The organism is Sphingobium sp. (assembly GCF_003248505.1).
Lineage (GTDB): Bacteria > Pseudomonadota > Alphaproteobacteria > Sphingomonadales > Sphingomonadaceae > Sphingobium.
This window is the reverse complement of the sequence record NZ_QFOA01000091.1, coordinates 1-11,019: the sequence shown is the minus strand read 5'-3', so window position 1 is coordinate 11,019 and position 11,019 is coordinate 1. Positions and strand designations below refer to the sequence as shown.

12 protein-coding genes are annotated in these 11,019 nt (G+C 63.2%); 9 read left to right on the top strand and 3 right to left on the bottom strand.

The genetic code is table 11. The features are described 5' to 3' along the window. Window positions 1-16 precede the first annotated feature (16 nt). Window positions 17-939 (bottom strand): IS630 family transposase gene (locus tag DI606_RS17885; protein ID WP_293985257.1). Its coding sequence is split into 2 segments (ribosomal slippage): window positions 17-612 and window positions 612-939, totalling 924 coding nucleotides; the frame shifts between segments, so codons are not numbered across the junction. Between the two features lie 146 nt (window positions 940-1,085). Between DI606_RS17885 and DI606_RS17880 the strand changes: the two genes are divergently transcribed. From DI606_RS17880 to DI606_RS17870, 3 genes are read left to right on the top strand one after another with little or no spacing between them, the layout of a single operon-like run. Beyond that, window positions 1,086-1,748 (top strand): hypothetical protein, encoded by a 663-nt coding sequence (locus DI606_RS17880; protein ID WP_293985256.1) that lies wholly within the window; start codon window positions 1,086-1,088, stop codon window positions 1,746-1,748. A 31-nt stretch (window positions 1,749-1,779) separates the two neighbouring features. Next, window positions 1,780-1,986 carry a hypothetical protein gene (locus tag DI606_RS17875; RefSeq protein ID WP_103094823.1) on the top strand — a complete coding sequence of 69 codons (207 nt, stop codon included), beginning with the start codon at window positions 1,780-1,782 and terminating at the stop codon, window positions 1,984-1,986. Next, entirely contained in the window at window positions 1,983-2,906 is a 924-nt protein-coding gene (locus tag DI606_RS17870; protein WP_201450263.1) for a hypothetical protein, read from the top strand. Before DI606_RS17875 ends, DI606_RS17870 begins: the two co-directional genes overlap by 4 nt. A 94-nt stretch (window positions 2,907-3,000) precedes the next feature. Here the strand turns inward: DI606_RS17870 and DI606_RS17865 are convergent, their stop codons facing one another. Next, window positions 3,001-5,169 (bottom strand): prolyl oligopeptidase family serine peptidase, encoded by a 2,169-nt coding sequence (locus DI606_RS17865; RefSeq protein WP_293985255.1) that lies wholly within the window; start codon window positions 5,167-5,169, stop codon window positions 3,001-3,003. Between the two features lie 713 nt (window positions 5,170-5,882). Between DI606_RS17865 and DI606_RS17860 the strand changes: the two genes are divergently transcribed. From DI606_RS17860 to DI606_RS17840, 5 genes are all read left to right on the top strand, one after another. Next, window positions 5,883-6,350, top strand: coding sequence for a DUF736 domain-containing protein (locus DI606_RS17860; RefSeq protein ID WP_086493719.1), 468 nt, complete (start codon window positions 5,883-5,885; stop codon window positions 6,348-6,350). A gap of 83 nt (window positions 6,351-6,433) precedes the next feature. Next, window positions 6,434-6,715 (top strand): hypothetical protein, encoded by a 282-nt coding sequence (locus DI606_RS17855; protein WP_159365892.1) that lies wholly within the window; start codon window positions 6,434-6,436, stop codon window positions 6,713-6,715. 86 nt (window positions 6,716-6,801) lie between these two features. Next, entirely contained in the window at window positions 6,802-7,812 is a 1,011-nt protein-coding gene (locus tag DI606_RS17850) for a DUF2493 domain-containing protein (RefSeq protein ID WP_159365893.1), read from the top strand. Window positions 7,813-8,214: 402 nt separating this feature from the next. Next, window positions 8,215-9,198, top strand: a complete 984-nt coding sequence (locus tag DI606_RS17845; protein ID WP_159365894.1) for an SLOG family protein — start codon at window positions 8,215-8,217, stop codon at window positions 9,196-9,198. A 280-nt stretch (window positions 9,199-9,478) separates the two neighbouring features. Beyond that, complete coding sequence (locus tag DI606_RS17840; RefSeq protein WP_159365895.1) at window positions 9,479-10,000, top strand: hypothetical protein; 522 nt, start codon at window positions 9,479-9,481, stop codon at window positions 9,998-10,000. Here DI606_RS17840 and DI606_RS17835 read toward each other — a convergent pair whose 3' ends face one another. Continuing rightward, complete coding sequence (locus DI606_RS17835) at window positions 10,001-10,237, bottom strand: hypothetical protein (RefSeq protein WP_293985254.1); 237 nt, start codon at window positions 10,235-10,237, stop codon at window positions 10,001-10,003. A gap of 205 nt (window positions 10,238-10,442) precedes the next feature. Here DI606_RS17835 and DI606_RS17830 point away from each other — a divergent pair, with 205 nt between their 5' ends. After that, complete coding sequence (locus tag DI606_RS17830) at window positions 10,443-10,790, top strand: hypothetical protein (RefSeq protein WP_159365896.1); 348 nt, start codon at window positions 10,443-10,445, stop codon at window positions 10,788-10,790. Window positions 10,791-11,019 lie beyond the last annotated feature (229 nt).

The following is an 11,019-nucleotide window of genomic DNA, read 5'->3' as shown; positions in this document are numbered from 1 at the left end:
CTAGAGCAGTTTTCGATCATTCTGGTTCATAGCCGCACGATCTGAAGTAGTTGGCGCATTCCTGAGGCTGGAAGATATCGACGAGTTTGCCGATCAAGCTCCACAGGCCGCTGACCGTTCGCTCGCCCGCTTTACGGAGCATGGCCTTCAGGCGGGAGAACGCTTTCTCGATCGGGTTGAAGTCTGGGCTGTAGGGCGGGAGAAAGCGCAGGGTTGCGCCTGCAGCCTCGATGAGCACCTGCACCGATGCGCGCTTGTGGCTCGACAGGTTGTCCATGATGACGACGTCGCCGGGCCGCAGTTCCGGGACGAGGACCTGAGCGACGTAGGCTTCGAACCAGTCACCGTTAATCGGTCCATCGAGCACCATGGGCGCGACCATGCCAGTCATGCGCAGGCCAGCGACGAGAGTGGTGGTTTTGCGGTGGCCGTGCGGGAAGCCCATCCGCAGTCGCTCGCCTTTCGGGCAACGTCCGTGGCTGCGGGTCATATTGGTCGCGGTCCAGGTTTCGTCGATGAAGACCAGGCGCTCCGGTTCGAGATCGAGTTGACCCTCGAACCAGTCCTGACGCTGTTTCAGGACGTCTGGTCGATCTTGCTCTATCGCATGGCCTGTCTTTTTTTGCGCGTCAGGCCACGGCGAACAAAAAAGCGATGTAGCCCGGCCACGGAAACGCCCATTCCCTTGTCCGCAAGCGCCAGACGTAGTTCTTCGAGGGTGATGTCCCTGCGCTCCTCCCAAATGGCCAGAATGTCCGCTGCCCGCTCTTCCACCCGCCGCGAGCGCATATCCCCGCCGCGCGGCTTTGGGGCTATGTCACCCGTCTCGCGCTGCTGTGCCCGCCAACGGACCGCCGTTGATGGTGCAACACCGAACCGGGCCGCCGCAGCACGGCAACTCGATCCACTGTCCACCGCTGCCAACAGCCGAGTGCGCAACCATCCATGCCGGCCTCCTTCACCAGCACGGATTCTGAATCAGAAATCGCGTCCGAAGGGAATCCCAGACCGATTCAGAACGGTCGAAAACCGCTCTAGAACTCGCGGCAACCGGCGCACGTTATGTCGCCATCGCCGAGGTTCTGGTGGCCGAAGGCTTCCCGGCCCGGAACAGTCGCAGCCTCGTTCAGCGCCTGCGTAAGCTGGGCTATGGCAGGGGCTGGGGCCGCCCGTGGATCGCCGAGGAAGACGCGCTTCTGCGTCATGCTTACGCGACGGGCGCGAGCCTGACGCCGCTGCGCGAGCGGCTTGGCCGCACACCTCACTCGATCCGCTGGCGGGCCGAGGCGCTTGGTCTCAGGGGCTCGCATGTCCGCCGGGACGGATTTCGGCAGGGACCGGTCTGGACGGCCGAGGAAGAAGCGCGATTACGCGCGGACTATGGCAAGGTTCCGACCCGCCAGATCGCCGAAGCGCTTGGCCGCGGCGTGCGCGCCGTTCTCTATCATGCGAACCACATGGGGCTGGTCCACGGGTTCATGCGCGCGTTCAGCGCCGACGAAGACAGGGCGATCCGTAACGCCTGGACATATGGCGTCTCGATGGTCGATGTCGCGCAGGCCCTTGCCCGCGATCCCGCCGTCATCGGCAAGCATGCCACGCGCCTCGGCTGCCGGTTCAACGATCCGGCGCGTCCCACGCGAGGCCCTAAGACGCGGCGGGCCAATAGACCACCTGTCACGCTCCACAGCCTGCTGGCGCTCGATACCGCTGTTCCGGCCGGTGTCGATCTTCCGATCGCTGCCTGATCACGGGCGCCGCTTCTTTCCCGGAGGTTTCATGTCCACGCCTGTCCCGCCCAGCAGCCTGTCGTCTCTGCGGCGGCAACTCTCCGGCTTCGATCATGCGCTGAGGACGGCCCAGCAACTGCGGCGTGCGACCGGTGTGCCGCACTATGTCGTGCACGGCGTCGCGCCGCTGCAGGCGTTCAGGGTTACGATGCGGCCGCCGGCCTGGCCCGACCGCTGGCTGGCGATGGTCGCATGACGATGCCATCTGCCAACCACCCAGTTGTGGCCGCCTGGGGCATGGGCGTAAACAGCACCGCCATGATTATCGAATGGGTGGCGAGGGGACGAAGGCTGGATGCCGTATTGACTGCGGATACTGGCGCCGAAAAGCCCCAGAGCTACGCCTACCTTCCGATTTTTGAGAAATGGATGGACGATCGAGGCATATCGCACCATATTGTTCGATACGAGCCGAAGAAATTCAAGCATTGGCCGCCGTACTTTACAATATTGGAGAATTGCCTGACGAACTCGACTTTGCCATCTGCCTCATTTGGTAGAAAATCTTGTTCGGTCAAATGGAAGATACAGCCTCAAGACCTTTGGGTGTCAAAATGGCAACTTGCAAATAATATATGGCAGGTTGGCGGTAAGGTTGTCAAGCTGATCGGGTATGACGCTTCACCTGCCGACAGCCGGCGTTATGCGAACCGCGAAGGCATCGTGGATGCCCGATACGACTATCTTTATCCGCTTCTGCACGAATGGCATTGGGACCGCGACGCCTGCATCAGGCGGATTGAGGCTGAAGGCTTGCCGGTTCCCCCGAAATCGAGTTGCGTCATCTGTGCGCATATGCGTTCCGAGGAAGTCGCGCAATTGCCGCGCTGGGTGCTTCGATTGATCGTGTTGGTTGAGGCGCGGGCCGCGCCACGCCTGCGCAATGTCGAGGGATTGTGGCGTCGGGCGACAAAAGCCCGTCCCGGCTCCATGACCATGTTCATCCGGCAGCGAGGGCTTCTTGATCCCGACGAGATCGACGCCATCGTCGCAGGCGCACCCGTCGATCTCATTGATTTCCAGCGTGTCGCTGCGGCCATTCCCGTGGAACGGCGACCGCATATGCGCGAATGGATCGATCGCTTCAATGAAGGTGTCGATAAGCTCGCCGCCTGATTGCCTCACCTGTATAAAAGTGACCGTCCACTGGCCCCAGCATTTGATGAACGCGCGATCAGCATGCGCAATACTTTGCTTCAAGACGAGCCGATCATCGAGCGCTGCCTGGTGAAAGATATTTGTGAAACCATTCGCAGATCTCGCTGACCACGCTTCGGACGGTTGCGGGGGAACCCGCTAACGAGTGATTTTCGCCCCCGTACCGCAGGATGCGAGCAGTCTTTCCTTGGCGCCATAGGCCCGTATAAAATGCCTCCGATTGGTATGTTGTGCCGCGGATGTCCAGGTCTCCGTGGATTAGCAATACTGGCGCGTTCACTTGATCGACGAAACTCAAGGGGGAGTTACGCTGGTAAAACTCTCCCTTCGCATATGGAGGCCCTTGTGCCGCCGGCGAAGTCAGTTCAGCAATTACCACATTGTCTGATTTATCTTGTTCGTCGAGATCGTACCCGCGAGCCGTCGGATCAAATGCCCCATAGTAGGCCCTCAAATCGGATATAGGGGCAATGGCCACAATAGCATTGAAGCGATGGGACTGCGTAGCCAATCCTAAAGCTGTATAGCCGCCGAAACTTTGGCCCATGAAACCGACCCGTGTCCGGTCCGCAATGCCAAGTTCGACCAATCGGTCCACTGCGGGATCAACATCCAGCGCAAGCTCCGTGAGCGGATCTTGCTTGCCATCCCGCTTTAATGGGATCGACGGGAGCAGAATGGCGAACCCCTGAGCGGCGTAGAGATGGAGATTGTAGATGCCCGGCATATACAGATCCAGCGAGTAGTCTGACCAGCTTGGAACAGTCGCTACCGCGTATCCCCATGTTATCACGGGTACCCTGCCGCCCTTATATCCTGGAGGCAGCAGAACGGCCGCCTTCAGAGGCTCACCGTGTCCGCTTAGGTAATCAAATTCGAACGTACGCCCGGTCTCCACTGCGGCTAGGTGGCGATTAAGCTCAAGCAGAGTGACAGCTTTTCCATTTCGCGCGGATGCGCGAACGAATAAGCCTTGGGCCGTCTGCTCGCTCCATACGATTCCTTTAGCATCGCGGCCAATCAGTTGGGCCTTCTCCGGAAGTCCAGCGGGCCGGGATGACATGATGTCCTTTTTACGATCTGTCTCAGGTCTGATGACGCCCGTGACAGTATTGGCCGCAAAATATTGGACGGCTTGGCTTTCCAGTTTCGGGCGAGCCGCGAAAGTAAAGGTGTCTCCGGCATCTCCTGCCCAGCCGACCAGCAGCAATGGTAGTGCCGCTTCATCTGGTAGTTTCATCCACTCGATGGCTTTCGGTCTATGAAGATCGACCAGACCCAATTTTTTCTGAACCAGCCATTCGCCGTCATTTCTGGGAAAGGATGCATCTTTGGCAGGCGCAAGCACACCGGTGGTTGCCATAACGGCAGCCCGGTCACCTCTTGGAGAGACGCGGACGGCAAGGCTCCCCTTGAAGGGATATGCCGGCACATGCGCCAAATCTGTGGACGTGCCCGTCTCTACGTTCACGATGGTAAGGATCGCTTCCTGATCCGAGCCCACTGTCGTGCGCTCTGCACCACTCGCAGAGGCACTGACCACGGCTTCCTGGCCCTCGCGCACTTTGTCCCGGGTCATTGATACATGACGATAGAAGCGCTCTGTGGCTTCGAGGAGGCTCGAAATGCTGCCCGACGGGAGCATCGCGGCTAGCAGTCGACTTCCGTCAAGCCAAACGAACGGGGCATTCTCATCACCAATCGTACAGACATTCGGCGAATTCGACCCCGGACCCGCGAAATCAAGCCTGTTGACGCCGCTGCCGTACCTGGTTTGTGTTACGATCGCCTGGTCACTAAGTCTGTGGACCCGATCGGTCGTCCGATCCCACATGTATAGCCTGACATTATTGCCGCCTTTGGGCTCAGTACCTTCCGGGCGCGTAGACAGAAACGCCAGGCGCTGCCCATCGGGGGACCACGTCGCACACCAGGATCCGGCAGCCTCGGCGTGTCCTTCTGTCAAATTTCGGCGTACGCCGGTGCTGCGATCGATGAGCCATATATCTGCGCGAGATGGATCAATTTCATATGCTGCTCGGCCATATATTTCCTCATCTCTCGCCGGCCGAAGGACAACGGCGGCGAGAAGCATTCCATCGGGGGATAGCTGGGCCCGATCCAAACGTTCCATCCCGAGTACGTCGTCCACCGACATGGGGCGCGATGACACAATCGAGGGCGCCAGAATAAGAAGCATGGCAATAACAACTCTGCTCATCCGGCACCTTCCTCTGGTTCCTGTCGAACGTACCGATCGCTACGGGGATGGAAACCCGAAATGAAGGATTTCTCAGGCCAATATGCCTTCATAACCTCCGTCCGATTCTGACGAGTAGCGGCCTTGCGATAGCCAGCTATGGAGACACAACCCGTTGCATTTAATCGCAGGATTTCTTGTCTGAAGGCGTAGGCGACAACTGGTCGCTCGCTAGTCGGCCCTATCTTGAGGCCACGCTGGGGATAATGGGGGACCAAGCCAGCGGCATTTCGCTGGTGGCCAACCGTTCCGCCGCGCGGCCCGCCACTATCCCCCGTTCGCTCCCGATACCGGGACCGCACCTGCCGGTGCCGCCGACCACGCCGCTCCCGCAGTGTCTGCGATGACCGCCGGTTCACGCCGCCGCCCCTCGCTACGGCGACTCTCGCCAGCGTAGCACCCGCGCGGCTACCGCCGCGCCCCCGGCCTCGCGCCCCAATCCACCTTCATCATCCCTCGCGCCGCGCCTCTGCCCCTGATCGTGCCGCGGTGTCGCGCGGAGTTGCGGGCGGCGGGGGCGTTGCGCGTGGACCGCGGCGGCGTCGCGCTGGTGGAGGCGGAGCGCCTCGCCGCGGGCGGGCGGCGCGGGAGGCGAGCGCGGGATAGAGAGGAGAGAAGGGCCGGTGAGGGTGTCGCCGAGAATGGTTTCGAGCGACATTCGAAAGGTAAAGACGATGAACATCGGTGAAATCTTTAATCGGAACGGCCGTCTGAAGGGCTCGATCGCCACCCGCACCATCGATCTGCCCAGTGTCGGGCTGCGCAAGGTCGTGAGCGATAATCCGAAGGCTCCGGTCTACGAGATCCTCGCGCTTAACATCGCCCGCCGCTACGTCCAGATCGGCGCGCTGTGGGAGGCCGTGTCGAAGCAGGGGGATGTGTTCCTCGCCGGGAACATCGACGACCCCAGCCTGCCCGAGCCGCTGCCGATCGCGCTCTTCCCGGCCGACCATGGCGGCTACATGGTCGCCTGGCGCCGCGACACCATGCGCTCCGATTTCGGTGGCGGCATGGGCGCGAGCAGCGGCCGGTACGACGATCGCGGCCCGGGCGATCAGGGCGGCTTCGGTGACAGCACCGTGGGTGCCGGCGGCGAACGGTCGGGTTCGGACACCTCGTTCGAGGAGGAAGACCCGTTCTGATCAGGCGCTGATCAGTCCCATCGGGCCGGGGAGGCGTCAGGCTTCTCCGGCCTCTTTCTTTTTCGCCCATGAGGAGACATCCCATGCGCCGCTCTTCATTGCATTCTTCCGCCCCGTTGACCGACCTTGCCGCGCTCTCCGCGGCGATCATGGCCAGCCCCTCGATCCGCGACCTGCTCGCGCGGCATGTCGAGGGCGCGTCTCCCGTGCCGAAAATCCCGGCGGGTATCACCTGCGGCGAGATCATCGCCGCCATCTACGACCTGCTCGAGAATACGCCGCTCGCGCCGCATGCGGCCGGGATCGTCGATACCGTCCTGACGCGCGCGGCATTCGCCGCGCCCGCTAGGGCGAGCAGGCACTAACCCGGCACGATACCCATGCAGGGCCGCGACGCTACCCTCGCGTTCGCGGCCCTTTTCCTTTTGCCCCCCTGACAGGGAGAAGTTCCATGAGCCACGACGATTCGCGCAGCATCAGCCGCTTCGCTGATCTGCCCGCGCTGTTCGCCGAAGTGACCGCGACCCCGGAATTCCAGCGCGCTTTCGGCGATCCCATCCCCCTCTCGATCATCAGCCCGGGGGATGAACCGGGCGAACACGACATGCCCGAGCCGCTCCACGCACAGGCCGATTGCGCCGGGGTTATCGCCACCATCTTCGACCTGCTGACCGACACCCGCCTCGATGCGCTCGCCCCCGAGATCGCATGGGGCATGGTGAACAGCTTCCATTTCGTCGCGGGAAAGCTCGAGCGGCAGGAAGACCTGCTGGCCGACGAACTGCGCGACATGATGCGCCGCTCCGACCTTTCCGAGGTGTTTAACACCGAGCTCGAGGAGAAGCAGCTGCTGTGCCAGTCGCTGTCCGAACAGCGCGAAGCGGTCGAGTGCATGCGCGACTATGCGGCCGACACCTTCCGCGTGCTTTCGGGCCGTCCCTGGTCGCCTGCGCGCGGTTCGCGGGTCTCGAAGGTCGCTACCGCCACGCAGGTCGCGATACAGGACTTCCTGCGCGCCCGCGAACTCGCCGAGCGCGAGCGATACCGCCCGCGTGGCCCGATCGTCGTCGCCTCGGGCCATGCCGAATGGCATGACTGGCAGATCCTGTGGGACCGGCTCGACGCGATCCTCGCGCGGATCCCGCACATGACGCTGGTGACCACCGCGCAGCGTAAGGGCTTCGATGCGATCGTGGCCTCGTGGGCGGGGAGCCGCGACGTCCAGCTCGTCACCTACTCGCTGATGGGCGCGGGGCGCGGCGCGCCCTTTGCCCGTAATCGCAAGCTGGTCGAACTGAAACCGGTCGAAGCCGTGCTGGGCGAGGGCTCGGGCATTCAGGCGAACCTCTATCAGGCGCTGCGAAAGGTCGGGGTTCCGATCCATGCCTTCCGAAAGGCCGATCAGGCACCCGCCGAGAAGATCACCGCGCTTCCGCGGGGCCGCGTTCGCCGGGTAGCCTGACACCGAAGTCTCAGCGTATTTTTCGGGGACGGCGCGCCGCGCCGTCCCCCTTTTTTGCGCAAGGGGCGTGCAGGGTCGCGAGGTCGCGGGCGCTCCATTGAGAGGTAAGCGCCTGGAGGCACCCGTTGCGAATCAGGAGCATCGAGCCCCAGATTCGCAAAGCCTCTTCTCTCTCTCAAGAATTCCAATGGTGGCACGGGACCGCGCCGGCCTCAAGGACGACGGGGCCCCACCATTTTTCCGGGCGGGTCGGGCGTCATGCTTCCATTCGGGCAATGTGGCCGCCCGGAAAAATCGTGACCCCCATCGCCGGCTGCGCCGGTCGCGTTCCGCGATCCTTGACCCCGCCGCTCGGAGCCCGTGCCCAGGGGGGAACCTCTTTCGTTTCTACAGGAGGTTCCCATGACGAAGATCCACCGCAGCATCCGCCCGTTCTCCGACATCGCCGAATTCATCGCGCAGGAGACGATGGCGGGCACCACCGACGACTTCCACGCCGCCTTCTCCTCCGATCTCGACGGGGTCCGCATCGGGCGCGGCGAGGAGGAGATGGCGACCGACATGCCCGATCCGCGCGAAGCCCAGCTTGCCGTCGAGCTGATCGTCACGACCCTCTTCGACCTGCTGCGCGACACGCGGCTGCAGCCTGCCGCCGAGCGCCTCGCATGGGGCATCGTGAACAGTTTCCATCACGTCGCCGACCAGTGGCAGGGGCAGGCCGATAAGGCGACGCGCGACGTCCAGGACCTGCTGCGGCGCGCCGACGGCAGCGAAATTCACGGTGTCGAACTCGAGCAGGCACAGGGCGAACTCGAATTCCTCGACGAAGCCACCGACGCGCTGCGGTGCATGCGCGACCATGCCGCCGACGTCTTCCACACCGAAACCGGACGGCCGTGGTCGGCACCGAAGGGGTCGCTGGTCTCGAGTAAGCGCACCGCCTCGGTCATCGCGGCCACCGATTTCCTTGCCGCCCGCCGCCAGCGCCGCACCGACGCGCATAACCCGCGAGGGCCCATCGTGATCTTCTCCGGCGGCGCGGACTGCTGGTTTGACGACCGCCTGATCTGGGCGAAACTCGACGACGCGAAATACCGGAACCCGGCGATGGTGCTGGCGACGACCGCACAGGATAAGGGATGCGACGCGATGGCCGCTGCGTGGGCCGCCTCGCGTAAGGTGAAGCTCATCACGTTCCGCCTCAGCGCGAAGCTGGGGAAGAGGGCGGGGTTCGTCCGGAACGAGCAGATGGTCGGACTGCGCCCCGTCGAGGCGCTGGTCTGCGAAGGGTCGGGCCTGCAGTCTCACCTCGCGCGCCTCGTGAAGGAGAAGCGTATCCCGGCGCGGTTCGTCAGGCTCAGCGATCAGGGATGGGAGGCGCAGTGAGGTTCCGCCAGAGGATCGGTCCGGTTCGCCGGGCCGGTCCTCATTTCCTTTTATCAAGCGTAGCTCTCGCCCCCGCTCAGGGACCCGCAGGCGGGTCCGTCGCGGGCGCGATGCGGGACCGCCAGGCGGTCCCGGCCTCCTGCGCGCGGCTTCGCCGTGCTCGTCGCAGGGACACCCTTCGGGTGCGGTCTGGGCGGGGTTGGCTGAGGGGCGAGGCCGCGTCCTGCCACCCGAGGAGAGGAGGGCAGAGAGGGGTGGCTCATTCGAGGAGATTAAAGCCATGTCCGAGCATTTGCACCTTTCTAATTCGGCCGTTTTCGTTTCCGGGTCGCTGTCCATTACCGCGCTTCCCGAGCCCGTCATCGAACGCATCGATGGTATCCTGTACCGTGCGCTTCCCATCCTGATCGGGGACGCGCGCGGCGTGGATCGCCTGGTCCAGCGCCATCTTTCCGATCGCGAGATCGCTGCTGTCAGGGTCTACTGTTCCGGAGAGGAACCGCGTCATAATCTGGGCGACTGGCCTGTCCGGCGCATTCCTACTTCCGGGCGAAAGGGCACCGCCGCCTTCCATGCCGCGAAGGATGCGGCGATGGCGCGCGATGCCGCCCTCGGTCTCGTGATCTGGGATGGTCGCAGCCGGGGCAGCCTTGCGAATATCCACCGGTTGGCGGCGCAGCGGCGCTTCATCATGATCTGGTTCGGGCCCGAAGCGCGGTTCATCACCCTGAGATCGGATTCCGACAGGGACAGCTTTCTCGAGGCGCATCCCTGCCGGAACCTGGTGATGTCCAGCGCGTGATCAGATCGCTGCCGGCAGTCCTTTAATCGCCGTCAGCGCCGCGCCGCCACCGACCCGGATCGCCAGTGTGAGAAGCTCGCGGAATTCCCTTTCCGTGAGCTTCTCGACCGGCATCTCCGCGATCATCGCGGCATATCTGCCCCGCAGCGCACGGCGCGCGTTTTTCAGTTCATCGTTCATCTTGCGCTGACGCGCTTCCAGATCGGCGAGCCGATCCCTTTCCGTCATCTTCGGCATGTCCATCGTCCTTCCCCGATGGCCTGCCCGTCGCTTGCGACTGTGCCACATCGGCGGACCGGCGCAAGCGGGGATTGCCGCTTCCTGCGGAACCGGCGGGGCTTCGCGCCTGAATGCTCCAGCCGGTCCGTCACCGACCACATCCCATCCCATCCATCGGTCCGCAGTGCCTGTCGTCCGCGGACACCCCCATGAGGAGGCTTACATGCTCACCATCGAACCCGACTACGACCGCTTCGTCGAAACCCATGAACCGCACTATTTCTCTGCGCAGGCGATGGGGTTCGCTCTCATTCGCCGGATCGAGCGCCACCTCAAACGGGCTAATTCCTACGCGGGCCAGTACTATGGTTACACCGATTACGAGACCGGCGACTTCGTGATTACCGGCGAGTGCGACGAGGAATACGAGGCGGAATGGAACCGGGCTTCGGAGCTCGCCCGCATGGCCGCCTGCTCCAATGCGTATCGGATCATCCGGGCACAGGGCGGTGACGACGAGGCGGCCATGCTCATCCTGGAAGCGCACGCGTTGGTCGCCCAGCAGGGCTGATCACATACCCCGGGACCGGGCCTGATGCCCGGTCCCTTTTTTTGCTTTCGGGGAGATCCCACCCATGAACGCCATCCCTCAAACCTCCTCGCCACGCACCACCGCGCAACTGCAGCAAGGGTGCCCCGCCCCTGCCGGTACGAGGCTGCGCAGCGCGAGCGCGCTGCGTAAGGCGGGACGCACGGCGCGAGGCCGTTTTGTAATGGACCCTACGCACGGGTGCTGCGGG

Bases quoted from the DNA above. Each gene is read 5' to 3' on its own strand.
- DI606_RS17865 (WP_293985255.1), bottom strand. From the start codon at position 5,169: ATGAGCAGAGTTGTTATTGCCATGCTTCTTATTCTGGCGCCCTCGATT.
- DI606_RS17855 (WP_159365892.1), top strand. From the start codon at position 6,434: ATGCGCCGCTCTTCATTGCATTCTTCCGCCCCGTTGACCGACCTTGCC.
- DI606_RS17845 (WP_159365894.1), top strand. From the start codon at position 8,215: ATGACGAAGATCCACCGCAGCATCCGCCCGTTCTCCGACATCGCCGAA.
- DI606_RS17875 (WP_103094823.1), top strand. From the start codon at position 1,780: ATGTCCACGCCTGTCCCGCCCAGCAGCCTGTCGTCTCTGCGGCGGCAA.
- DI606_RS17840 (WP_159365895.1), top strand. From the start codon at position 9,479: ATGTCCGAGCATTTGCACCTTTCTAATTCGGCCGTTTTCGTTTCCGGG.
- DI606_RS17870 (WP_201450263.1), top strand. From the start codon at position 1,983: ATGACGATGCCATCTGCCAACCACCCAGTTGTGGCCGCCTGGGGCATG.
- DI606_RS17860 (WP_086493719.1), top strand. From the start codon at position 5,883: ATGAACATCGGTGAAATCTTTAATCGGAACGGCCGTCTGAAGGGCTCG.
- DI606_RS17850 (WP_159365893.1), top strand. From the start codon at position 6,802: ATGAGCCACGACGATTCGCGCAGCATCAGCCGCTTCGCTGATCTGCCC.
- DI606_RS17835 (WP_293985254.1), bottom strand. From the start codon at position 10,237: ATGCCGAAGATGACGGAAAGGGATCGGCTCGCCGATCTGGAAGCGCGT.
- DI606_RS17830 (WP_159365896.1), top strand. From the start codon at position 10,443: ATGCTCACCATCGAACCCGACTACGACCGCTTCGTCGAAACCCATGAA.